This window comes from Kitasatospora sp. NPDC048545, assembly GCF_040651155.1.
Taxonomy (GTDB): domain Bacteria; phylum Actinomycetota; class Actinomycetes; order Streptomycetales; family Streptomycetaceae; genus Kitasatospora.
Window position 1 is genome coordinate 43776 of the sequence record NZ_JBEZIQ010000054.1, and the last position, 24317, is coordinate 68092.

The 24317-nt window shown below is 75.9% G+C and carries 13 protein-coding genes; 3 read left to right on the forward strand and 10 right to left on the reverse strand.

Translation table 11 applies throughout. The annotated features are described in order from the left end of the window. Positions 1 to 112 precede the first annotated feature (112 nt). Genes AB0D10_RS36080 through AB0D10_RS36095 form a run of 4 tightly spaced genes read right to left on the reverse strand, consistent with a single transcriptional unit; the run spans position 113 to position 10273 of the window. Positions 113 to 1495 carry an MFS transporter gene (locus tag AB0D10_RS36080; RefSeq protein ID WP_360263934.1) on the reverse strand — a complete coding sequence of 461 codons (1383 nt, stop codon included), beginning with the start codon at positions 1493 to 1495 and terminating at the stop codon, positions 113 to 115. Beyond that, positions 1492 to 8205 (reverse strand): amino acid adenylation domain-containing protein, encoded by a 6714-nt coding sequence (locus tag AB0D10_RS36085; RefSeq protein ID WP_360263937.1) that lies wholly within the window; start codon positions 8203 to 8205, stop codon positions 1492 to 1494. Before AB0D10_RS36085 ends, AB0D10_RS36080 begins: the two co-directional genes overlap by 4 nt. Beyond that, positions 8202 to 10055 (reverse strand): non-ribosomal peptide synthetase, encoded by a 1854-nt coding sequence (locus tag AB0D10_RS36090; RefSeq protein WP_360263939.1) that lies wholly within the window; start codon positions 10053 to 10055, stop codon positions 8202 to 8204. The genes AB0D10_RS36085 and AB0D10_RS36090 overlap by 4 nt, the downstream gene beginning before the upstream one ends. Beyond that, the gene (locus tag AB0D10_RS36095; protein WP_360263942.1) at positions 10052 to 10273 is read right to left on the reverse strand and encodes an MbtH family NRPS accessory protein; all 222 of its coding nucleotides are present in this window, start codon (positions 10271 to 10273) and stop codon (positions 10052 to 10054) included. Before AB0D10_RS36095 ends, AB0D10_RS36090 begins: the two co-directional genes overlap by 4 nt. A 202-nt stretch (positions 10274 to 10475) precedes the next feature. Between AB0D10_RS36095 and ectB the strand changes: the two genes are divergently transcribed. Both ectB and AB0D10_RS36105 read left to right on the forward strand, forming a co-directional pair. Beyond that, positions 10476 to 11777 carry a diaminobutyrate--2-oxoglutarate transaminase gene (gene ectB / locus AB0D10_RS36100; RefSeq protein ID WP_360263944.1) on the forward strand — a complete coding sequence of 434 codons (1302 nt, stop codon included), beginning with the start codon at positions 10476 to 10478 and terminating at the stop codon, positions 11775 to 11777. After that, positions 11774 to 12712: an ornithine carbamoyltransferase gene (locus tag AB0D10_RS36105; protein ID WP_360263947.1), complete on the forward strand. Its 939-nt coding sequence runs from the start codon at positions 11774 to 11776 to the stop codon at positions 12710 to 12712. Before ectB ends, AB0D10_RS36105 begins: the two co-directional genes overlap by 4 nt. Before the next feature lie 88 nt (positions 12713 to 12800). Here AB0D10_RS36105 and AB0D10_RS36110 read toward each other — a convergent pair whose 3' ends face one another. The 4 genes from AB0D10_RS36110 to AB0D10_RS36125 form a co-directional block, all read right to left on the reverse strand. Continuing rightward, positions 12801 to 15839: an AAA family ATPase gene (locus tag AB0D10_RS36110; protein WP_360263950.1), complete on the reverse strand. Its 3039-nt coding sequence runs from the start codon at positions 15837 to 15839 to the stop codon at positions 12801 to 12803. 124 nt (positions 15840 to 15963) lie between these two features. Continuing rightward, positions 15964 to 16245 (reverse strand): hypothetical protein, encoded by a 282-nt coding sequence (locus AB0D10_RS36115; protein WP_360263952.1) that lies wholly within the window; start codon positions 16243 to 16245, stop codon positions 15964 to 15966. A gap of 16 nt (positions 16246 to 16261) precedes the next feature. Continuing rightward, positions 16262 to 19345, reverse strand: coding sequence for a type 2 lanthipeptide synthetase LanM family protein (locus tag AB0D10_RS36120; RefSeq protein WP_360263954.1), 3084 nt, complete (start codon positions 19343 to 19345; stop codon positions 16262 to 16264). 178 nt (positions 19346 to 19523) lie between these two features. Then, positions 19524 to 20051, reverse strand: a complete 528-nt coding sequence (locus AB0D10_RS36125) for a hypothetical protein (protein WP_360263957.1) — start codon at positions 20049 to 20051, stop codon at positions 19524 to 19526. A gap of 225 nt (positions 20052 to 20276) precedes the next feature. Between AB0D10_RS36125 and AB0D10_RS36130 the strand changes: the two genes are divergently transcribed. Next, positions 20277 to 21824: a long-chain fatty acid--CoA ligase gene (locus tag AB0D10_RS36130; protein WP_360263958.1), complete on the forward strand. Its 1548-nt coding sequence runs from the start codon at positions 20277 to 20279 to the stop codon at positions 21822 to 21824. Positions 21825 to 21849: 25 nt separating this feature from the next. On the opposite strand, the gene AB0D10_RS36135 is transcribed toward AB0D10_RS36130, so the two are convergent. Both AB0D10_RS36135 and AB0D10_RS36140 read right to left on the reverse strand, forming a co-directional pair. Then, positions 21850 to 22224, reverse strand: a complete 375-nt coding sequence (locus AB0D10_RS36135; RefSeq protein WP_360263960.1) for a hypothetical protein — start codon at positions 22222 to 22224, stop codon at positions 21850 to 21852. 139 nt (positions 22225 to 22363) lie between these two features. Beyond that, complete coding sequence (locus AB0D10_RS36140) at positions 22364 to 23962, reverse strand: restriction endonuclease fold toxin-2 domain-containing protein (protein ID WP_360263963.1); 1599 nt, start codon at positions 23960 to 23962, stop codon at positions 22364 to 22366. Between the last annotated feature and the right edge of the window lie 355 nt (positions 23963 to 24317).

The following is a 24317-nucleotide window of genomic DNA, read 5'->3' on the forward strand; positions in this document are numbered from 1 at the left end:
GCCGGGCGCGCGGCGAGCGGACGGGGCGGGGACGTCGGTGGGGTACGGGTCATGGTGGGACTCCTCGTGGTCGCGTCGGGGTGGGGCGGCGGACGCCCTGGGCCGGACAGGCCTAGGCGGTGGGCGGTTCCGTCCGGGTGGGGTGGGCCGGGTCGGCCGCGGGGCGGTCGTCGGGCCCGGTCGGGGCCTGGCGGACCGCCTTGCTGAGGGTCACCGCGCAGGCCAGCAGGACCATCCAGACGGCGAGCACCGTCAGGGCCGTCCCGGTGCCGTACCACTGGAGCAGCAGGCCGCCGGCGAGCGAGCCGAGCGGCAGCGCGCCGCCGGACAGCACGCCGCTGGCGCCGGAGACCCGACCCTGCAGGTGGTCCGGGGTGGTGGAGAGCTGCCGGGTGGCGACGGCGACGTTCCAGATCGGGCCGACGAACCACATCAGCGCGTAGAGCGCGCCGGTCAGGTAGAGGTTCCCGGCGAGGACCAGGCCGACGGCCAGCAGTGCCCAGGCCCAGTTGGCGCCGATCACCACGGCCCGCAGCGGCAGGTGCCGGCGGCACCAGGAGGCGGCGGTGGAGCCGAGCACGCCGCCCGCCCCCGCGACCCCCAGCAGGACGCCGATCCCGGTGGGCGAGGCGCCGCGTTCCCCGGCGAGCACCACGACGACCAGGAACAGGGCCCGGAAGAGCAGGTTGCTGCCGGCGACGGCGAGGGCGGCGACGCGCAGGAACGGCTGGTGCCACAGCCAGGCGAACCCGGCGGCGAGTTCGGCGAGCGGTTTCGGCTCCGGCGGCTGCCCGGCGGGGTCGGCGCTTCCCCCGGTCCCGTCGGCTGCGGCGGGTGGGTCGGTTGCGGCGGGTGCGGCGGGTGCGGCCTGGAAGTCCTTGCGGATCATCAGGAGCGTCACCACGGACACCGCGTAGCTGATCGCGTCCAGCAGGAACGGCAGCGCCCGGGCCAGTCCGAAGAGCGCGCCGCCCAGCGGGGTGCCGAGGGTGATCGCCGCCCGCTCGCGGGCCTCGTTGCGCGCCAGCGCCTCGGACAGCCGGTGCTCGGGCACCAGGTGCGGCACGGCGACGTGGGAGGCCAGCTCGTGGCAGACCGTCAGGGTGCCCTCGACGAAGCCGACCAGCAGGATCTGGGTCAGGGTCAGCCGGTCGAGAGCCAGCGCGAGGACGATGCTGACCGCGCCGGCCCCCCGGACGGCGTCGCACCAGATCATCAGGCGCTTGCGGTCCACCCGGTCCACCAGGGCCCCGGCCGGCACCGGGAAGAGCAGCAGCGGCAGCAGGGCGGTGAACCCGGCGAGCCCCGCGTCGGCGGCCGAGCCGGTGAGGGCCAGGACCAGCAGCGGGTAGGCGACCGTGGCGGCCGTCGACCCCAGCATCGACAGCGCCGATCCGCTCCACAGCAGGACGAAGTCCCGGTTGCGGTGCAGGGGCTGGTCGGCCACCACCTCCCGCTCGTCCCCCTCGGGCCGCCCGGGTCGGGTGGCGGTCACCGGGCGCCTCCCCGGCGGGCGCGCCGGGCCCCGAGCAGCGGCAGCGCGGCGACCGCTGCGGCCTCCGGGTAGCCGGGCAGCGCGGCGGCCAGCGCGGCCACCGTGGCGCGGTCGAAGACCGCCCGGACCGGGACGTCCCGGCCGGTCGACTCGCGCAGGCGCAGGGCGATCCGGGTGGCCAGGACGGAGTGTCCGCCGAGGGTGAAGAAGTTGTCGTGCACGCCGATCCGGGCGTGGCCGAGGATCTCGCGCCAGGCGGCGGCGACGGCGCGCTCGGCCTCGTCCCGCGGTTCGACGAACTCCTTCTCCTCCGAGCCGAGTCCGACGCTCGGGAGGTTGCGCCGGTCGACCTTGCCGGAGGGGGTCAGGGGCAGTGCGTCGAGGACCGCGAAGGCGGCCGGGACCATGTAGTCGGGCAGGGTCGTCAGCAGGTGGTCGCGCAGCGCGCCGTGCCCGGGCACCACGGTGCCGGGCACCGGCTCCAGGTGGGCGACCAGTTCGACCTCGCCGGTCGGGAGGGTCACCGGCTGGACCACCGCCGCCCGCACCTCCGGGCGGGCGAGCAGCGCCGCCTCGATCTCGCCGGGCTCGATCCGGTGGCCGCGGATCTTCACCTGGTGGTCGGCCCGGCCGAGGAGTTCCAGACTGCCGTCCGGTCGCCTGCGGCCGAGGTCGCCGGTGCGGTACATCCGGGCGCCGGGGGTGGCGCCGTACGGGTCGGGGACGAAGGCGCCGGCGGTGGTGCCGGGCCGTCCGAGGTAGCCCCGGGCCAGGCCCGAGCCGCCCAGGTGGATCTCGCCCACCACGCCGTCGGGGGCCGGTTCGAGGCGGCCGTCCAGGACGTACAGCCGGGTGTTGCCGAGGACGGACCAGCGGGGTTCGCCGGGCTCCGCCGCCGGCCGGGTGACGGTGGCCCAGACGGTGGTCTCGGTGGGGCCGTAGAGGTCCCGGACCCGGGCGCCGCCGGCGGTGAGCCGGCCGAGGAGGTCGGCCGGGAGCCGTTCGCCGCCACTGAGCACCAGCAGGCCGGCGGGGGCGCTCCAGCCGCCGTCCAGCAGCATCCGCAGGGTGACCGGGGTGGCCTGGACGACGGCCGGGCCGGTCCGGTCGAGCAGTTCGGCCATCCGCAGCGGGTCCCTGGCCTCCTCGGTGTCGGCCAGCACCACGGTGGCGCCGGCGAGCAGCGGGAGGTACAGCTCCAGGACGGAGGGGTCGAAGGAGACCGTGGTCAGCGCGGCGACGGCCGTGCCGGGCCGCAGCGGCACCTGGTCCGCCATGGCGGTCAGGAAGCCCGCGAGGCCGCCGTGGGTCACCATGACGCCCTTGGGCCGGCCGGTGGAGCCGGAGGTGTGGATGACGTAGGCCAGTGCCGCCGGGTCGGCGGGGAGCGCGGGCGCGGTGTCGGGGCGGGCGGCGATCTCCGCCCGGTGGGCGTCGGTCAGCACCAGCCGGCGGCCGCCGGCTCGGCCGTCCCCGGCGAGCCGGGCGGAGCGCGCGGTGTCGGTGACGACCACCGGACTGGCGCAGTCGTCGAACAGGTAGCGGATCCGGTCCTCGGGCAGCGCGGGGTCGACCGGCAGGTAGGCCGCGCCGGAACCGAGCACGCCCAGCACGGCCGTCAGCAGGTCGGGGCCGCGGTCCAGGAGCAGGCCGACCACGGTGCCCGGGCCGACGCCCAGCGCCCGCAGGTGGTGGGCCAGCCGGTTGGCGCGCGAGCGCAGGCCGGCGTAGTCGATCCGCTCCGCGCCGCAGACCAGCGCGACCGCGTCGGGCGTGCGGTCGGCCTGGCGGTGGAACAGGTCGAGGACCGTCGGGCCGTCCTGGGCCCCGGTGACGGCCGGACCGGCCGGGAGGAGGGCGCTGCGGTCGGCCGGGGGGAGCGTGACGGCCCGCGGATCCGCCGTCGGGTCGGCCACCAGCCCGGCCAGCACGTGGCGGTAGGTCCGGGCGAGCAGCGCCAGCTCCCCGGCGCCGATCCGGTCCGCGGCCGCCTCCAGGACGAGTGCGCCGGGCACGGTGGACACCGAGAGGCCGAACTCGTTCGGGGTCCGGTCCTCGACGTCGTCCGCCTCGATGCCCTCGTCCGCCAGGACGTGCATGTCGGTGTGGTTGAAGAACACGTCCACCAGCGGCGTGTCCTGGCCCCAGGCGCGCTGAATCGCGGGCAGCGGGTGGTGCCGGTGCGGCCAGAGCGCGGTCTCCTCGGCGAAGACGGACCGCGCCAGGTCGGGCCAGCCGGCCGCGTCCAGGACCACCGGGAACGGCACGGTGTTGAGGAACATGCCGCGCACCCGGTCGCCGTCGGCGGTCTCGGGGCGGGCGTTGCAGACCAGCCCGGAGGTGAACGCGGCCGGGCCGTCGGTGCCGCCGCCGAACAGGCCCAGCACGGTCAGGTGGGCGGCGAACAGCACGCTCTTCAGCGGGACCCCGGCCTCGGTGGCCAGCGCGCGCAGGCCCGGGAGGAGGTCCGCGAAGTCCACCCGGGCGACCCGGTGGACGGCGCCGTCCGCGTCGTCGGCGCGGTGCCGCTCCGGGGCCGACCAGCCCTCGGGCACGCGCCACGGGGCGTGCCGCGCCACCCGCCCGCGCCAGAACTCCCGGTCCTCGGCCGACGCCAGGGAGCGGCGCTCCAGCGCGATCGTGTCGGCGAACCGGGTGGCCGGCGGGGCCGGTGGCGCGGGGTCGCGGCCGTCACGCAGCGCCCGGTAGTAGCCGAGCAGTTCGGGCACCAGGGAGTTCTGGCTCCAGCCGTCGAGGATGGTGTGCGCGTAGACGACGGTCAGCCGCCACTGCCGGTCGTCCAGTCGGTGCGCGACCAGCCGCAGCAGTGGCGGCGCGGCCAGGTCGAAGGCGGTGGACTGCTCGCGCGCCGTGGCGGCGGCCAGTTCGGCCCGGACCCGCTCGGGGGTGAGCCCGCGCAGGTCGTGGACGGCCACCGGGACGCCCGCCTGCGCGTGCACCAGCTGGAGCGGCTCGCCGTAGCCGGACAGGTCGACGGAGGTCCGCAGGATCTCGTGCCGCGCGGCCAGCAGGTCGGCCGCGGCGCGCAGCGCGGTGGCGGAGAACCCGTCGTCCTCGCGCACCGGGTAGCTCAGGACGTTGACGTACATGCCCCGGGCCGCGCCGGCCAGCATCTCGTACGCCATCCCGGCCTGCACCTGGGACAACGGGTACGCGTCCGTCAGGCCGTCCGGCAGCGCGTCGCGGTCGGCCGGGTCGAGCAGGTCGAAGGGCGCGGTGGCGGCGGCCGGGCGGCTCGCGCCGCGCGGGGCGACGGCCTCGGCGAGCCGGGCCACGCTCCGGTGCCGGAAGACGTCCTGGACGGAGACGTCGAGGCCCTGCTCGCGCAGCCGGCCGACGGCGCGGATGGCGCGGATGGAGTCGCCGCCGAGGTCGAAGAAGCTGTCGTGCACGCCGACGCGGTCCAGTTCCAGGGCCGTGCCCCACGCCCGGGCGATCACCTGCTCGACGGGCGTGCGCGGGGGGACGTACCCGGTGGCGGCCTGCGGCACCGGATCGGGCAGGGCCGCCCGGTCGAGCTTGCCGTTCGGTGTCACGGGCAGCCGGACCAGGCTGGTCCAGGCGGTGGGGACCATGTGCTCGGGCAGCGAGCGCCGCAGGTGGTCCTGCAGCGCGGCGGGGGCCGGGGCGGCGGCGGGGTCGGCCGGGACGACGTGCGCCGCCAGCCGCAGGCCGCCGGGCGGGCCGTACAGCGCGGCGACGGCGTCGGCGACCAGCGGGTGGGTGCGCAGCGCGGACTCGATCTCGCCGAGCTCGACCCGGTGCCCGTGCAGCTTCACCTGGTGGTCGCCGCGGCCCTGGTAGGTGAGGGTGCCGTCGGGGTTGCGCCGGGCGAGGTCGCCGGTCAGGTACAGCCGTCCGCCGGGGTTGCCCGGGTCCGGGTCGGGGACGAAGCGTTCGGCCGTCAGGGCCGGGCGGTTCAGGTAGCCGCGGGCGAGCTGGACGCCGGCCAGGCACAGCCGGCCCGGGACGTCGACGGGGACCGGGGCGAGGTCGTCGTCCAGGACGTGGACGCGGGTGTTGGCGATCGCCGTGCCGATGGTGACGCGCTCGCCGGGGCGGCACGGGCCGGCGGTGACGTCGATGGCGGCCTCGGTCGGGCCGTACAGGTTGTGGAGTTCGGCGCCGCCGGTCACGGCGTGGCGGTGGCAGGCCTCGGCCAGGTCGTCGGGCAGGGCCTCGCCGCTGCACAGGACGAGCCGCAGCCCGGCGGCGGTGGTGCCGGGGGCAGCCTCCGGGGTGCCGGCGGCGCTCGCCGGGGTGCCGGCCGGGGCGTCGGCGGGGACGGTGGCGAGGAAGGCGCGGAGCATCGCGGGCACGAAGTGCAGGGCGGTGACGCCCTGGTCGGCGATGGTCCGGGCGAGGTACGCCGGGTCGCGGTGGCCGTCCGGCCGGGCCATCACCAGGGTCGCGCCGGTGATCAGCGGCCAGAACAGCTCCCAGACGGAGACGTCGAAGCTGTACGGGGTCTTCTGCAGCACCCGGTCGGCCTCGGTGAGGCGGTAGGCGTCCTGCATCCAGCGCAGCCGGTTCACGATGCCCCGGTGGGTGGTGACGACGCCCTTGGGGCGGCCGGTGGAGCCGGAGGTGTAGATGACGTAGGCGGGGTGCAGCGGGTCCACCGCGGGGTCCGGGCTGTCCGGGCTGTCCGTGCCGTCCTGGGCGTCCGCGGGTTCGCCGGGTCGGCCGCCGTCCGGCAGTAGCACCCGGGCCCGGTGCGGCGGCAGCTCGGCGGCCAGCTCGGCGGTGGTGAGCACGACCGGGGCGGCGGAGTCCGTGAGCATGTGGGCCAGCCGCTCGGCGGGGTAGCCGGGGTCGAGCGGCAGGTAGGCGCCGCCGGCCTTGAGCACGGCCAGCAGTGCCACCGGCAGCTCCAGCCCCCGGTGCAGGCAGACGGCGACGATGCTCTCCGGGCCGACGCCGAGGGCCCGCAGCCGGCGGGCCAACGCGTCGGCGCGCGAGCACAGTTCTCGGTAGTCGAGGTGTTCGTCCTCGAAGCGCACGGCGACGGCCGTCGGGGTGCGCCCGGCCTGCCGGTCGACCAGCCGGTGCAGGACCTCGCCCTCGGGGTGGCGCACGTCGGTCTCGTTCCACCGTTCCAGCCGGGCGCGTTCCTCCGGCGAGAACAGGGCGGCTCCGGTCACGACCGCCCCCGGGTCCCGGGTGACCGTGTCCAGCAGTGCGGTGAAGTGCTCGGCCAGGACCGCCGCGCGCTCCGGGGTGAACAGCGCGGTGGCGTACTCGACCACGCCGGACAGCGAGCCGTCGGGCTGTTCGGTGAGGTGCAGCGTCAGGTCGAACTTGGCGCTGTGCCAGGGCGTGGCGTACGGGGTGGCGCGCAGCCCGGCGCCGCCGAACTCGGCGCCGGCGCCCGCCCCGTTGTACGCGAACATCACCTGGAACAGCGGGTTGCGGGAGAGGTCGCGTTCGGCGGCGAGCTCGTCGACCAGCCGCTCGAACGGCACGTCCTGGTGCGCGAACGCGCCCAGGGCCGTCTCCCGGACGCGGCCGACGGCCTCCTCGAAGGTCGGGGCCCCGGACAGGTCGGTGCGCAGCACCAGGGTGTCGACGAAGAAGCCGAGCAGGTCCCGGGTCTCGGGCCGGGTGCGTCCGGCCGCCGGGGCGCCGACGGTGACGTCGTCCCGGCCGGCGTGCCGGGCGAGCAGCAGTTTGAAGGCGGCCAGCAGCAGCACGAACGGGGTCGCGCCGCGGGTCCGCCCCCAGGCGGTCAGGGCGTTCACCGTCGCGGCCGGCACGGTGAACGGCAGGATCGCGCCGGCCGGGTCGAAGACCGGCGGCCGGGGCAGGTCGGCCGGCAGCTCCAGGGCGGTGGACCCGGCCAGCTTCCGCCGCCAGTAGTCGAGCCGGTCGGTGGTCGGGGAGGCGGCGTGGGCCTCCCGCTGCCAGTGGGCCCAGTCCGCGTACTGCACTGCCGGGGGTGCCGACGGGCTCGGCCGGCCCTCGGTGAACGCCGGGTAGAGGGCGCCGAGTTCGGCGGCGAGCACGGCGGTCGAGGAGCCGTCGAAGGCGATGTGGTGGAAGGCCAGGACCAGGACGTGGTGGTCGGCGGCGAGGCGGACCAGCCGGGCCCGCATCGGTGTGCCCACCGCGAGGTCGAAGGGTGTGCGGGCCAGCCCTTCGACCAGGGCGCCGAGCCGGTCCTGCGCGTGGTCCGCGGGCAGTGCGGTGAGGTCCAGCAGCTCGAACTCCGGCGCGGCCTCGGCCAGCGGCAGCTGCCGCGGCTCGCCGTCGACCTCCAGGTAGCGGGTCCGCAGCACCTCGTGGCGGGCCGACACCTCGGCCAGCGCCCGGCGCAGCGCCGTGACGTCCAGCGGGCCGCGCAGCTCCCAGCCGACCGGTAGCACGTACTCGGCGGTGCCGGGGCGCAGCTGGTCCAGCAGCCACAGCCGCTGCTGGGCGAAGGACAACGGGAGCGGCCGGTCGCGCGGCACCCGCGCGATGACGGCCTCGGCGGAGACCGAGGCGGCGGCGGTGGTGGCGGCGGGGGAGCCGGCCGGCCGGGCCGATCCGCGCAGCAGGCTGTCCAGCAGGGCCCGCCGTCGCTCGGCCGCATCGGACGAAGCCGGCGCACCTGCCGGTGCCGCCGAAGCCGGCGCACCTGCCGGGTGCCCCGGACCCGGCGGGCCTGTCGGCTCGGCCGGGGAGGGTTCGGTCAGCGGACTGTTCATGGCTCACGCACCTGCGACAACATCGACTCCACCTCTGCATCGGATAGTTGCGCGACCCGCTCGGCGAGCGCCTCGTGCACCCGTTCGGCGAGCAGCGCCGGGGTCGGCGCGTCGAACACCGCGCTCACCGGCAGCTCGACGGGGAAGCGCTCGCCGAGCAGGGCGATGACCTCGGTGGCCAGCAGCGAGTGCCCGCCGAGTTCGAAGAAGTCGTCGTGCACGCCGATCGCGGTGACCGCGAGCAGGTCGGCCCAGACCTCGACGACGGCCTGTTCGACCGGCGTGCGCGGGGCGGCGGCCGGGGCGTCCGCCGGGTCGGCCCCGGGGGTGGGGAGCGCCGTCCGGTCCACCTTGCCGTTGGGGTTCAGCGGGAGTTCGGCGAGCCGGACCCACGCGGTCGGGACGAGGTACTCCGGCAGCCGCTCCCGCAGGTACTCCCGCAGCGGCGGGCCCGGCCGGTCGAGCGTGTCCGACACCACGTAGCCGACCAGCTGCTTGTCCCCGGCCGGGGTCGGCCGCACCGCGGCCACGGCCGCCCGGATCTGCGGGTGGTTGCTCAACGCGGCCTCGACCTCGCCGAGCTCCACCCGGTGACCGTTGATCTTGACCTGCTGGTCGCGCCGCCCGTGGAAGTGCAGCACGCCGTCCCGGTCCCGGGTGACGAGGTCCCCGGTGCGGTAGAGCCGGGCGCCGGGCACCGTCCCGTACGGGTCGGGGACGAAGCGCTCGGCGGTGAGCGCCGGGCGCCCGAGGTAGCCGCGGGCCACCCCCGGCCCGCCGACCAGCAGTTCGCCGGGCTCGCCGTCCGGCACCCGCGTGACGCCGTCCTCGTCCGCCACGTACGTGGTGGTCCGGGTGATCGCCCGGCCGATCGGGATGCTGCCCCGGGTCTCGTCCAGGGTGACGCCGCGCCGCGCACAGCAGAACGTGGTGCACTCGGTCGGTCCGTAGCCGTTGACCACCTCCACGCCCTGCTCCACCAGCATCCGCACCTCGGCCGGCGGCGCCACGTCCCCGGCCACCAGCACCTGGCGCACCGTCGCCAGCGCGCCGGGCCGGGTGCGCACGACGTGCTGGAACAGGCCGGTGCTCAGCAGGGCCACGGTGACGCCGTGCCGGCGCACCGCCCGCTCGACCGACGCCGCCGTCGGGGTCCCCTGCGGCAGCACGGCCAGGCGCCCGCCGTTGCACAGCGCGCCCCAGACCTCGAAGGTCGACAGGTCGAAGGACAGCGGGGCGAGCATCAGCACCACCTGCCCCGGGTCGAGGTCCGCGTAGTCGGCCTCGTGCACCAGGCGCATGATGTTGCGGTGGGTGACCGCGACGCCCTTCGGGCGGCCGGTGGAGCCCGAGGTGTACATCACGTAGGCCAGGTCGTCCGGTCGGGCCGCCGACGGGGGAGCCGTCGTGGGCAGGCCCGCCACGGCCGACCACTGCGGCTCGATCGCCACCAGCTCCAGGCCGGTGGCGGCGAACCGGTCGGCGAGCTCCGGCTCGACCAGCAGCAGCCGGGCACCGGAGTCGGCGACCATGAAGGCGAGCCGCTCGGCCGGGTACTCCGGATCCAGCGGCAGGTAGTGGCCGCCCGCCTTGAGCACGGCCAGCAGCGCGGTCACCACCTCCGGGCTGCGCTGGGCGCACACCGCGACCGGCACGTCCGGCCGGACGCCGCGGGCCCGCAGCAGATGGGCCAACCGATTCGCCCTGGCGTCCAGTTCGGCGTAGCTCAGCCGCCGGTCGGCGAACTCCAGGGCGGTCGCGTCCGGCGTGCCCGACACCCGTCCCGCGAACCACTCGTGCACGCACCGGTCGGGCAGCGGTGCGTCGGCGCGGCCAGCCACGGTGCTCATGCCGGCCGGGTCTCCTGCTCCATGCGCCGACGCAGGCTGAGCGGACGCATGTCCGTCCACACGCTGTCGATGTGGTCCAGGCACTCCTGCTTGGCGCCCTCCTTGCCCTCGCGGTGCCAGCCCAGCGGAAGCTCCCGGTCCGCCAGCCAGATCGAGTACTGCTCCTCGTCGTTGCGGACCACCAGGTACGTGCGCGGGTCGGTGCTCTCGTCAGCCATTCCGCTCTCCTCTCCAGGGCCGGCGCCGTCCTGCCGGCGCCGCGACAGGAAGACTCGCCCGGCGCGGGCCGGGCGCGTCAGGGAAGAAGCGGCCGAGAATCCGGCAGCCCGGCTGCCCGCAGGACTGCTCGTCCTTCTCTACTGCGGGCGCGCGCCCGACGGGGAGGCTGGCCGGACCCCGACGCGTCGGAAAGGACCAGGAATGACCGTCGAACGGACCGTGCAAGCCGGGCCCGGAGGGCTTCCGGCCCCCGGCGACCACGCGCTCTTCGAGACCATGGAGGCCGATGTCCGGCTCTACTGCCGGAAGTTCCCGGTCGTCTTCGAACGGGCCAAGGGCGCGGAGCTGTACGCCGAGGACGGCCGGGCCTTCCTGGACTTCTTCTGCGGCGCCGGCGCCCTCAACTACGGCCACAACCCCGACCACGTCAAGGACCGGCTGACCGACTACCTCGCCGCCGACGGCATCAGCCACGGCCTGGACATGTTCACCGTCGCCAAGCGGGAGTTCCTGGCCCGGATGGACGAGGTGCTGCTGCGCCCGCGCGGCCTCGACCACAAGGTCCAGTTCACCGGACCGACCGGCACCGACGCGGTGGAGGCCGCCCTCAAACTGGCCCGCAAGGCCACCGGGCGCCGCGGGCTGGTCGCCTTCACCGGGGGCTTCCACGGCATGTCGCAGGGCTCGCTGGCGGTCACCGGCAGCCGGCGGGCCCGGCGGGCCGGCGGCGTCCCCGCCCAGGACGTCACCTTCGTCCCGTACGAGGACGGCCCGCACGGCGCGTTCGACTCGATCGACTACCTGGAGCGACTGCTCGCCGACCCGTCCTCCGGAACCGACCTCCCGGCGGCCGTGATCGTCGAGCCGCTCCAGATGGAGGGCGGCGTCTACCCGGCCTCGGCGCACTGGCTGCGCCGGCTGCGGGAACTGACGGACCGGCACGGGATCCTGCTGATCGCCGACGAGATCCAGTCCGGCTGCGGACGGACCGGCACCTTCTTCGCCTTCGAGCCGTCCGGCATCGTCCCGGACCTGATCACCCTCTCCAAGTCGATCGGCGGGTACGGCCTGCCGCTCTCCCTGGTGTTGCTGCGGCGCGACCTCGACTGCTGGGAGCCGGGCGAGCACACCGGGACCTTCCGCGGCAACCAGCTCGCCTTCGTCGCGGCCACGGCGGCCTGGGACTACTGGGAGCGCCCGGAGTTCCACGACGCGCTGGCCGACTCCGCCGAGCGGCTGCGCGAGTTCGGCGAGACCGTCGCCGCCAAGGTGCCCGGCGTCACGGCGCGCGGCCGGGGCATGGTGCTCGGCCTCGACCTCGGACGGGCCGGCGGCCCCGAGCGGGCGGAGCGCGTCCAGCGGTACTGCTTCGAGCACGGGCTGATCGTCGAACTCGCGGGCCGCCACGACGAGGTGGTGAAGCTGCTCCCGCCGCTGGTGATCGACCGGGCCGGGCTGGAGCGCGGCCTCGCGGTCGTGCTCGACGCGGTGGTGGCCGGATGAGCGCCGCGACCGGCCGCCGGCACCTGATCTCGATCGACGACCTCACCGACGCCGAGCTGTACGAACTGGTCCGCCGAGGAGCCGAGTTCGCCGCCGGCAAGGCCGAGGACGCGCGCCCGCTGCACGACCGCGTGGTCGGCATCCTCTTCCGCAGGACCTCGACCAGGACCAGGACGGCCTTCTCGGCCGGCGCCCTCAGGCTCGGCGGGCGGATCATCGGCTACGGCCCCGACGACCTCCAGGAGAACACCGGCGAGACCGTCGAGGACACCGCCCGGGTGCTGTCCGGGATGCTCGACGTCCTCGTCGCCCGGACGTCCGGCCCCGAGGCGGAGATGCGGGCGATGGCCGACCAGCGGCGGATGGCGGTGATCAACGCGATGAGCGCCGAGGAGCACCCGACCCAGGCGCTCGCCGACCTCACCACCCTGCAGGGCCACTTCGGCCGGGTCGACGGGCTGCGCGTGCTCTACGCGGGCGAGGGCAACAACACCGCCTCCGCGCTGACCCTCGCCCTGTCCCGCTACCCCGGCACCGAACTCCACCTGCGCACCCCGCCCGGCTACGGCGTCCACCCCCGCTACGTGGAACCGGCGACCGCCGAGGCCGCCCGCCGGGGCGGCCGGGTCGAGCAGCGGCACGACATGGCCGACCTGCCCGAGGTCGACGTCGTCTACACCACCCGCTGGCAGACCACCGGCACCAGCAAGCCCGACCCGGACTGGCGCTCGGTGTTCGAGCCCTTCCGGGTCGACGACGCCGTCCTGGCCGCGAGCCGCGCCCCGGTCTTCCTGCACGACCTGCCCGCCCACCGGGGGGAGGAGGTCACCGCCGAGGTGCTCGACGGCCCGCACAGCCTGGCCTTCCGGCAGGCCGAGAACAAGTACCACAGCGCCCGGGCCGTGCTGGAGTGGTGCACGGGCGAGAACGGCTGAGCAGGCCGGTCCGGGGGCGGCGGTCACGGTGCCGTGACGGTCACCGGGCCGGGGGCGGCGCGACGGTCACCGGGCCGAGCGCCGCCGGTCACGGCCGGCGGCGGTCCGGGGCGAGCTCCGCCGCCAGCCGGCAGAGCGCCGCCCGGTCCGGCGTCCCGGTCTTCTGGACCAGGCTCGCCAGGTGCTTCTCCACCGTGCGGGGCGAGATCGACAGCCGCCGGGCGAGGTCCTGGTTGCCGGGCCGGTCCACGAGCAGCGCCAGGACCTCGTACTCGCGCGGGGTGACCCCCCGCTCCCGCAGCGCGGCGGGGATCCGCTCCCGTCCGCTGCGGCGCTGCCCGACGCTCGCGCCGGCCTGCCGGAGCAGCGCCCGGCAGGCGCCCGCGACGGACGGGACGTCCAGGCCGTGGAAGTACTCCTCGGCGCTCCGCAGCCAGCTCACCGGGTCGCCCCAGCCGTCGGCCAGCGCGGCCTCGGAGACCAGCCGCAGGCCCAGCCGGTGGGCGGTCGGGAAGAGGTCGGCGCCCGGCGCGAGGCCCTCGACCAGCGCGGCCGCCTCCTCGCCCCGGCCGCTCCGGCCGAGCAGCACTGCCCGGGCCAGGCACAGGAAGCGGCTGTTCCACGCCAGTTCCGCACCCGGGGCGGCGGCCACGGCCGCGTACTCCTCCCACCCCGCCCGGCCGGCCAGCACGGCGAGCAGCGGATCCAGGCCGTACCGGCCGGACAGGTAGAAGACGTTCGGGTGCCGGGCCTCCCACTCGGCGGTGGCGGCGAGTTCGGCCTCGGCGCCCGCCCGGTCCTCCTCCAGCAGCGCGCAGACCGCCCGGCACAGCCCGAGCGCCACCGGGGTCAGCACCGACCCCATGCCGCCGGCCTGCCGGAACAGCTCCAGCTCGCGCTCCATGTCCCGGCGGCGGCCACGGTGGGCGGCGAGCGTCGCCGAGGTCAGCCGCAGGTAGCGGTGGGTGGCCAGGTTGCCCATCCGCAGGCTGGTGTCCAGCCACCGCTCGACGATCGCCCCGGCCGTCACCGGGTCGCCGCGCAGCACCGCGTTCATCGCCAGCAGGCTCTCCGTGTGCTGGGTGCGCGCGATCGAGCCCAGCTCCCGGGCGGCCTCCCCGGCCTGCTCCAGCCGGCGGGCGTCGCCGGTGCGCAGGAAGGCGTTGGCGCCCAGCCGGAGCAGCGCCTCGAACCGCCAGGTGGGCAGGCCGTGGGTCTCGGCGACGGCCAGCATCCGCTCCAGGCACGCGTCGGCCGCGTCGAAGCCGCGCTCGCGGGCGAGCAGGGCGAGCAGCTGCAGCGCCTGACAGGCCAGGACGGGCGGGCCGGTGCGCTCTGCCGCCTCGGCCGTCTCCCGCGCGATCCGCTCGGCGTCCTCCACCCGGTCCTGCCGGCCGGGCAGCAGCGCCAGGTGGCCCTTGACCACGGCCAGCGCGGCGGTCTGCTCCGGCGGCGCCCCGTCGCCCAGCAGCGCCCGGGCCGCCGCGACCTGGGCGACGGTGTCGGAGCCCCGCTCGGCGACCACGGCCGCCCAGGCCAGCCGGGTGCGCAGGGCGACCTCGCGCTCGGGGCTCAGCGCCGCCGCGCAGCCCGTCGGCAGGGCGTCGGCCAGGGCGAGGGCGTGGTCCAGCCGGCCGGCCTCGACCAGCGCGTACCCCAGCGACTCGGTGACGGCCGTCCGGTCCGCCGGCGCCGCCAGCTCCGAGGCCCGCTCCAGGAGCCGGACGGCCGACGCGGAGGCGCCGTCGGCCAGTGCCCGCCGGCCCGCCTCGGCGTAGAGCAGGGCCGCACCGGGGTGGTCGCCGGCCGTGACGAGCAGCTGGGCGACCAGCTGACCCTGGTCGACCGAGTAGGGCGGACCGGCCTTGCGCAGCGCGACGGCGGCCCGGCGGGCGAGCGCGGCCCGCTCCGCCGGGGCGACGCTCTCCAGCACCGCCTGCGCGGCGATGGCGTGGCGGAAGCCGTACCCCTCGGGCGTGCCGGGGTCGGGCGCGATGAAGCCCGCCTCGGCGGCGGCGCGCAGGTGGGCGAACAGGCGCGGGTCGTCGTCGCCGGTGACGAGCTGGAGGGTGTCGGCGGAGAACCGGGGACCGAGGGTCGCCGCCAGCAGCAGCAACTCCCGGACGGGCGTGGCCAGTCGGCCGAGACGGTGGCCGCAGCCGTGGACCACGCTGGCCGGCACGGTCGCGGCGAGGTCGCCGGTCACCCGCCAGCGGTCGCCGTCGTGGCGCAGGGTGTCCGAGCCGACCAGCTCGGCCAGCAACTCCTCGGCCAGGTACGGGTTCCCGCCGCTGCGCCCGCCCAGCCACCCGACCAGGGCGGGCGGCACGGCGCCGACCGGCACGCCCAGGCAGCCCGCGGTCAGCGCTCCGACCTCGGCGGTGGTCAGCGGCGGCAGCGAGGCGACCGACGCGACCCGGCGCCGCTCGGCCGCGCGCACCAGGTCCAGCGCGTCGCCGGACTCCGGCCGCAGGGTCGCGACCAGCAGCACCGGCACCCGGTCGAGGTGGTCGACCAGGTACTCCAGCACGCCGACGGTCTCGGCGTCCGCGTCGTGCAGGTCCTCCAGAGCCAGCACGCAGCCCGGCGCGCGGCCGGGGCCCGGGCCGGGCTCACCGTCCGACCTGCCGCCCGACCTGCCGTCCGACCTGCCGTCCGACGCGCCGCCCGACCTGCCGTCCGACCCGCCGCCCGGCCCGGGGTCGGACACCCGGCCGACGACCGCGAGCAGGCGCAGCAGTGCCTCGGCGAGCTCCACCACGCTCTCGGCGTGGCCGGGCACCGCCGCGGACCGCCACTCGGGAACCACCCTGGCCAGGGCCGGCCGGTAGGGGATCAGCTCCGGGTCCCCGGGCGGCCCGCCGGCATGGAAGCACGAGTAGAGCGCCTCGACCAGCGGGCGGAACGGCGTGTCCGCCCCGGTCGTGCTGCTGCGCCCGCGCAGCACCGGCAGTCCGGCCGCGAGGGCCCGGCCGGCGCAGTCGTCGACCAGCCGGGATTTGCCGATGCCGCCTTCGCCGACCAGGAACACCGAACACCCGACGCCGTCCTGAAGGCGCGTCAGGGCTCTTCGGAGCAGGGAGGTCTCGGCCGCCCGGCCGACGGTCACCGGTGATGTGGTGGGCATGGGCGGCAGGCTATTGGCTGGCCGCGGGCTCCGGTAGAGCGGAATCGGGCATTCACCGCCCCGATCGGCCGGACCGTCCTCCCGGATCGGGCCGTCCCCGGGGCGGTGAACGCCCGGGCCCGGGCTACTCCTCGTGGTAGCTCATCGTCGTCCAGGGGTCCCCGGTCTCCAGGAGCCGGCCCTCGCCGCCGCCCAGCAGCGCGGAGCGGCGGGCGAGCCCACTGCCCGGGTGGAGCCTGATCCCGCCGGCCGGGTGGTCGGCGGCCACGCCCTCGTGCCCGTCGGACCGCTTCCACCGGCGGACCGCCTCCGGCGCGGGCGTTCCGGCGGACTGCCCGACGGCCGGTCCGCCCGCGGCGGGCGTGGTGTCGACGAGCGGTCTGGCCAGGGTGTCGGTTCGGTTCACGGCGTTCGCCCTTTCCCTATTCGCGGATCACGGCGCCCGTGCGGGCGGCCGCGTCGTGCTCGGCACCGACCGGTGGCAGCACCGGGGCCGTACGGTCGGCGAAGCCGAGCCGCAGCAGCCCGTTGCCGATCCCGGCCAGGCCGAAGAGCAGGCCCGGGACCACGAGGCCGCCGGGGGTGCCGCAGACCGGCCCGGTACGCGCGAGCGCGTCCACCAGGTCGGCCGAACGGCCGGCCCACGCCCGGCGGGCGGCTGCGCCGGGAGCCCGGCCCAGCAGCTCCAGCACCCCCGTCTCGCCGTGGCACAGGCTGTGGTCGGGCCGCGGACCGGCCGCCACGGCCGCCCGGACGGCGGAGCCGGCCCAGTCGGCGAGCGCCGGGTCGGCCGTCGCGGCCCCGCTGTCGACCAGTGCGAGCGCGATGCCGGGCGCGCCCTCGCACCAGGACCCGCCGAGCGCCGGAGCCCGGGCGGACGAGCGCAGCGCGGCCAGGCCCGCGCGCCGGTGGCCGTCGTCGCCGGCCGCCCGGGCGAACGCCAGCAGTGCCCAGCCGACCCCGGCTGCCCCGGCGGCCAGGCCCGGCCCGGCGGCCAGGCCCGGCCCGGTGGGCGGCGACCGGTCGAGCCGGCCGCGTGGGCCGGTGCTTTCGGTGCCTTCGGCGCCTCGGGGGTCGTCGAGTCCGTCGGGCCCGTCGAACAGGTCGTGGAGGCGCGCCGCGCAGAGCCGCGCGCCCGCCCACGCCGCCGTGCTGCCGGTGGCCCGGTGCACCGCGAGCAGGGTCGCGAGCCCGCCGGCCGTGCCGTCGGCCAGACCGGCCGGCTCCTCCGCCTCGGCGGCGGCCGCGGTGAGCCGGACGGCCGGCTCGACCAGGTCGAGCAGCTCGCGGTCGTCCAGCAGGGCGGCCAGCTGCGCCAGTGCCCAGGTGAGTCCGCCCAGCCCGGCCCAGGCCCCCGAGCCGACCAGCGGCAGGTCCGCCGGCCGGGCCGCCAGCCGCTCCAGCAGCGCCGGCACCGGCTGCAGAGCGCGGCGGGCCACGTCGGCGTAGCGGGCCTCGCCGGTGAGCGAGGCGAGCCGGGCGAGGAACAGGGCCGGTCCGGGGTAGCCGCCGCCGAGGTCGGCGCCGGCGGGTGCGAGCCGCCAGTACCGGTCGGCGATCAGGTCGAGCCCGAGCCAGTTCGCCCGCTCCGCCGAACGGTGGGCGCCGTCGACCAGCCGGTCGCCGAGGACCCGCGCGGCGGCGAGCAGCCGCGCGGGGTCCGGTGCGGGAACGTCGGACGGTTCCTCCGGTGGCCCGCCGGACGGGCACGGCCGGCCGGACCGCCGTGCTGCGCCGGGTGGTTGAGGTCTGCCGGACCGCCGTGGTGCGCCAAGCGGCTGCGGTCCGCCGGGCGTATGGGCGGGGCGGGAGGACCGGGCCGCCATCGCCGCCCGGACGATCCACTCCTGCCCGGCCGGGTCGGCCGCGCCCGGCGCCGCGAGCCGTTCCGTCACCCGGTCGAGGCCGGGGCGCTCCAGGGCGTCGGGGAAGCGCTCGCCCCGGCCGCTGCACAGCTCGGTCCGGCCCGGGCGGGTGGTGAACAACGGCACGTCGCCGTCCCGCAGTTCGGCGATCTCCTCGTCGAGCAGCCGGACCGTTCCCGGGCGGGCGGACTCGCCCGTGCCCAGGGTCCGCAGCAGGGCCTCCCGGTGCTCCGCGTCGCGCAGCACGTCGGGGTGGGTCGACTCGTCGAGCAGGGTCGCGTACTCCTCGGTGGCGCGCACCACGACCCGCACCTCGTCGTCCGTGAAGGCGCTCAGCAGTCCGTCCGGGCCGGTGAGGTCGGCGCGGCCGGCGGCGAGCGCGCGGCGGCCCGCGCGGAAGCCCGCCAGCAGGGCGTCCAGGTGGTCGGCGGGGTCGGAGTCCGTGCCGCCGAGCCTGGGCCGGTTCTCCGCGCCGGTGAACTCGGCCGCCCCGCGCACCAGCCGCATCTCGTCGGTTCCGGCCGCCGCCCACCGCACCGCGTCGCTCGGCGAGCCCGCGCCGGCGTCGCCGCCGAGGCCGGAGGCGTCCAGGGCCCGGACGTCGCCGAGGACCAGCCGCGGCAGCAGGCCGGTGCGGTGCACCGAGGCCTGCAGCGCGAGCGCCGCCGGGTCGGCGCGGTGCGGATCGTCGTCGGGCAGCTCGGGGTCGGCCGGGGCGGGCGGGTGGAAGAGGGTCTCCAGGTCGACCGGCACCGGGTGCTCCCCGCAGGCGATCAGGTTCCCCGCGTGCTGGTCGGTGCCGTCCAGGGCGTGCAGCAGGGCGAGCCAGGCGCCCTGGCGGACGTAGAAACGCTCCACCTCGGCGGGCTCCGCGCAGGCACGCTGCTCGATGAACTCCAGCCAGCCGTACCCCGGCCGTTCGAGCAGGGCAGGGGTCCGCAGACCGGGCGTACCGGGCTGCGCGTTGAACCAGTCGACGAGGGCGCCGACGTGCCGGTGGACGGCGGTCGGTCTGGGCCGGTACACCAGTCGCGCGCCACCGGTGAAGCGCAGCAGCGCGACGGCGCGGCCGCCCCGGTGTCCGTCCCCGGCCCCGCGCCGGACCGCCACCAGCGGTCCGGGAGCGGCGTCGCGAAGCAGGGTGGCGGCCAGGGCCGGGCGGTCCGCGGCGAAGCGGGCCAGCAGTTCGGCGAAGGCGTCGGCGGCGGCCAGGCAGGTCCGGCCCAGGATCCCCGCCAGCACCGGGTATTCGCGGAACAGCGTGAGCAGCCCCTCCCGCGTCGCCGTCCGCAGGACGAAGTCGCGGAAGCGCTCGGCCGGGGTGGCACCCGCCGAAGCCCCGGTCACCCTGGCCACGTTGAGTTCCAGGACGAGCGTACGGGCGGCCTGCCGGGCCAGCGTGTCGGTGAGCCCGGCGACGAACTCCGCCCGCACGGCGGGCAGATCGACCACGGCCGGGGGCAGGTCCGCCGGCAGGCGGGTGGCGGCCGCCAGGGCCAGCGGTGACACGACGGTCCGGAAGCCGGTGAGGCCCGGCAGGTCCCCGGCCGGCACGACCGGTGCCGGTGCCGTGTTCAGCGCCTGCTCGACGAACGTCGCCCAGGCCGGTGCGGCCGTCCGGACCCGGTCCTGCTCCGGCACCCCGGGCAGCCACCAACCAGCGGATCCGGAACCGGAGTTCGCCGCTTCGGAAACCGTCGCAGTCACAGGGACGAGGGTGGCACCGCATGGAGGATTCCACAAGAGCGTGATCGTCGGGTGGAGGTCCGGTGTGCGGCCCGGGAGTCCGCACGCCCGCGTGCCGGCCCGGCGCGCGGGCTCAGGGGAAGTACAGCGAGGCCTTCGTCAGGACGTGCGAGGTGAACATCCCGCCCCACGCGGCCCGCCCCCGGTACACGGTCGTCCGGGCGCCCCCCGTCGCCGCCGTCTCCACCACGACCGGCCGGGCGATCAGATCGGTGCCGAGCACCCGTCCGTCCGCGGCGGCCCACTGCACCGCGGACGGATGGACCCGGTCGCTGATCAGGGCGGGCAGGACCATCGCCGCGTTGCGGACGCCGGCCAGGCCGCTCCGCAGGTCCTTCGCGTAGCCCAGCGCCCAGCCGGTGAACTCGGCCAGCGAGGCGCCGTCGACCTCGGGGACGGCGGCGGCGAGGACGAACAGTTCGACCTTGGTGGCGAACCAGCGCGCCTTGCGGTCCGACCTGCTGCCGATCACCACCCGGTGGCCGGGCCGACCGGTCCCGTTGATGCGGCAGCCGTCGGCGGCCAGGCGTTCGCGGAGTGCTTCCAGGTAGCGGGCGGCCGCATCGGCCGAGGACGCACCGTCAGTCTGATCATGGGTCATGCGGGGATCCTCCGGCACCGGTGCGGAAACGGGAAGCCCTCGGAGCGCCCCGAACCTGCCCGGGGCCTGCCCGGGTACTGCCGAGGACCGGCCGAGGACCGGAACCGCGGGCCCCGCCGCGCTGTGCGCCGAGCCCGTCCGGGTACTGGCGGTGATCCGCTCCGCGGACGATGATGACGCGATGCCGTCCCCGCCCGGTCCGGATCCACGCCTTCGGAAGGTGCCATGCTGAACCTGTCGGTCCTGTTGGAGGACTCCGCCCGTACCCACCCGGACCGCGACGCGGTGGTGCTCGGCCCGACGCGGCTGACCTACGCCCAGGTCGACGCCGCCGCGAACCGGGTCGCCAACCTGCTGGTGGAGCGCGGGATCCGGCCCGGTGACCGGGTGGCGCTGAGCTGCCCGAACCTGCCGCAGTTCCCGGTCGTCTACTACGGCATCCTCAAGGCCGGCGGGGTCGTCGTCCCGCTGAACATCCTGCTGAAGTCGCGCGAGGTGGCCTACCACCTGCGCGACGCCGAGGTGAAGGCCTACTTCTGCTTCGAGGGGACGCGGGACCTGGCCATCGGCGAGGAGGGCCGGAAGGCCTTCGACGAGGTCGGGAGCTGCGAGACCTTCTTCCTGATCACCGCCGATCCGGCCGCCCCCTCGCCGATCGCCGGGGCGCAGACCCTGGACGCGGCGCTCGCCGGGGCGTCCCCGGTGTTCGACCCGGTGGCCACCGAGGCGACCGACACCGCGATCATCCTCTACACCTCGGGCACCACGGGTCAGCCCAAGGGTGCCGAACTCTCCCACGCCAACACGGTGATGAACGTGCTGGCCTGCAACCGGACGTTCCGGAGCACCCCGGCCACGGACAGCCACGTCCTGTGCCTGCCGCTGTTCCACACCTTCGGCTCCACCGTCCAGATGCACACCGGCTTCTCGACGGCCGCGACCCTGCACCTGGTGCCGCGCTTCGACGCGGACGAGGTGGTCCGGCTGATGAGCACCGAGGAGATCACCTTCTTCGCCGGTGTCCCGACCATGTGGTGGGCCCTGCTGGGCGCGCTCACCGACACCGTCGACGTGGACCGGATCGCCCGCAACCTGCGCATCGGCGTGTCCGGCGGCGCCCCGCTGCCGGTGGAACTGCTGGGCCGGATCGAGGAACGGCTCGGCATCCGGGTGCTGGAGGGCTACGGCCTCTCCGAGACCTCGCCGGTGGTGACCTTCTCCGACCCGGAGCGGGAACCGCGCCCCGGGTCCGTCGGCGTGCCGATCTGGGGCGTCGAGGTCAAGCTGATCCACGCCGACTGGTCGGAGGTCACCGAGCCGGGCGCCGTCGGTGAGGTCGTGGTGAAGGGCCACGGCGTCATGAAGGGCTACTTCAACCGGCCCGAGGCCACCGCCGAGGCGATCAGGGACGGGTGGTTCCGCACCGGTGACCTGGCCCGCCGGGACGAGGAGGGCTTCTACTACATCGTCGACCGGGCCAAGGACATGATCATCCGGGGTGGCTTCAACGTGTACCCGCGCGAGGTCGAGGAGGTGCTGATGACGCACCCCGCGGTCGGCCTGGCCGCAGTGGTCGGCGTGCCGCACGAGAGCCACGGCGAGGAGGTCAAGGCGTTCGTCATCCTGAAGCCCGGGGCCGGCGCCGCCCCCGGGGAACTGGTCTCCTGGGGCAGGGAGCAGATGGCCGGCCACAAGTATCCGCGCATCGTGGAGATCGTCGAAAGCCTGCCGATGACCGCCACCGGCAAGATCCTCAAACGCGAACTCGGGTGACCGGCGGACCGGATGACGTCGGACCCTAGGCGGGGAAGCCGTCGATGAAGGCCTCCAGGCCGCCGGCCAGGTCCAGGGCCTCAAGCTCGGCGTCGTAGTCGACCCACCACACCACCGGTACCGCGGGCGCGAGTTCGTGCAGCGCCGTGTAGATGACGGTGAGCGGCGCGGAGTGCGGTTCGCGGTCCTCGAAGGAGAAGGCGCCGTGCCGCAGGTTGTAGGACAGCTCCGCCCAGCGGCCGGGCTCGACCTCGGCGTGGATCTCCAGGAAGTTCTCGAACGCGCCGCTCACCGTGGCGTCCGGCCAGTGGCGGCGGACGCAGTCCTTCAGCTGCTCGCCGGTGAAGGTCCACGGGCCGGCCTGTTCGCGGTCGGCGCTGACGTAGAAGGTGGATCCCACGGGGTGTTCTCGCTTCTCTCGGTGGTGCGGGTCGGATGCCGTGCGGGTCGGGTGCGGGCCAGGTCCGCTGCGGGGCGGCTGCCGGTGCGGTCCGGCCGCTCGGTCACGGTGGCCGTCACGGTCACGGTGACCGTCAGGGTCACGGTACGACGCGGACGTTCCCGGCGACGCCCTTGGCGGTCATCAGGCCCTGGAAGTACGAGCTGGCCTTCCCGTCGTTGGTGATGAGTTCCAGGTGGTTGACCTTGTTGCGGGGGTCGTTCAGCGCCGACGCGTACTTGTCGAGCTTCTTGGCCTCGCCGTCCATCGTGTTCTCGTACACGAAGTCGAAGACGCCGTCGGCGTTGTCCAGCCGGAACGGGGACTTGCAGCTCTTCTGCTGGCCGATGTACTTGGCGTCGATCGCCGCGCCGTCCTCGGGGCGCACGCCGTCGGCATCCATGCCCAGTTCGCGGCCGGTCTCCGGGTCGGTCACCGTGGTGTACAGCCGGTACTCGGTCGATCCGGCGACCCGGACCTGGTAGGCCCGGCGCGCGTCGATCTTGGGGTCGCCCTTCACGGAGGGGCCGAGCGCCTGGAACGTCCGGCCGTCCTGCTGCATCTGCGTCATCCACGTCCGGACGGCGGCCTGGTCCTGCGGCGACAGCGCCGGGAAGGGACTGTTCGGGTCGCGCGGCAGCGGCGGCATGCCGGGGGTGACCGTGAACGGCGGCGGCTTGGGGGCGGGGGCCGCGGCGGCGTCGGTCGCCCCGGCCAGGACGACGGCGGTGGTGGCCGCGGCGGTCACCGCGGCCGCGCCGACGGGGATCAGGTTCGCCGCCGCCGCGTCGACCACGGCCGCGGCCTCGGCCAGTACGGCGAGTTCCGCGCTGCCCTCGACCGCCGCGGTCATGGTCGCCGCCGCGGCCCCGGCCTCGGCGACGATCGCGGCCTCACCGCCGGCGGCCGCCACGTCGGACCCGCCGAGCGTGACGACGGTCAGCAGGAGGCCCGCCCCGGCGACGATGCCGGCGGTGATCGCGAGGTCCTCCAGCGTGTCGCGCAGGTCCTCGACGTGCTGGGCGTACGACTCGCAGGCCTGGCCGAGCTTGTACGCGGCGTTGGTGAGGCTGTTCAGCAGTGGGCCCTCGGTGGCGCAGCCGTCGTGCACCTTCGCCCAGTTCTGCGCGAAGGAGGTGACGGCGCCGGAGGTGCTGGAGGCGGTGACGCGCTGCACCCGCTTGTCGCCCTCGGTGCCGAGCTTGCTGACGAGTTCCGCGAAGTGCTTCCAGTCGCTCGCGGCCTGCCGGAGCTTGCCCGGATCGCCCTGCGGCCAGAACTTCTTGAGGAGGTCGTGGACGGCGCCGCTGTCGTTGTGTCCGGCCGCGGAACGGAGTTCGGCCTTGGCGACCTCTTGGTCGCACTGCGGGTCGGCCGACTCCGGGAGCTTCTGCGGGGCCATCATCGAGGCGGCGACGTCGGCGTCGGTCTGTAGGTAGTTGATCGCCATCGTGTACAGCCCGTTGGCGGTCTGGCCGAGTTGGCCGACGACCTGCGCCGTCGCGTTGACGAGTTTCTGCGCGGCCGGGTCGTAGTCGGCGGCGAACTTGGTGCCGGCCTCGTCGTCGCCGGCCATGCCCGCGGTGGCGTCCATCGCGAACACCAGGCTCCGGTAGATCTGCGAGGCGGCGTTCTGCAGGTCGGTGAAGCCGGCGGACGACAGCAGCATGTCCGCCGGTTTGACGTGGAAGTCCGTCATGCCGTCCCCCCCGATATGTCCTGACATCTTCACGGTAGCAAGCGGTGCCGACCGTGGCACGCCCCCGGGCCGGAGCCCGGGCGGCTCGTATCGGGGCTGGTGACGGGCCTTCTCGGGGTGTTCACGTCGTGCACGCGGATCATCCGCGAAAGCTCCCGCGAAAGCTCCCGCGGAACTCCCGCCGAGGCCCGCGCGGACGCCCCCGCCGCTGCCCCGCCGCCGCCCCGCCGGTGCTCCCGCGGAGGACGCCGCGCGCGTCCGCGAACGACGGACCCCGCCGGGCCCGTCCGCTCCCCGGGGCGCGACCGCGAACAGCACCCGGGCGATCTCGTGCAGCCGCTCGACCGGCAGGTGC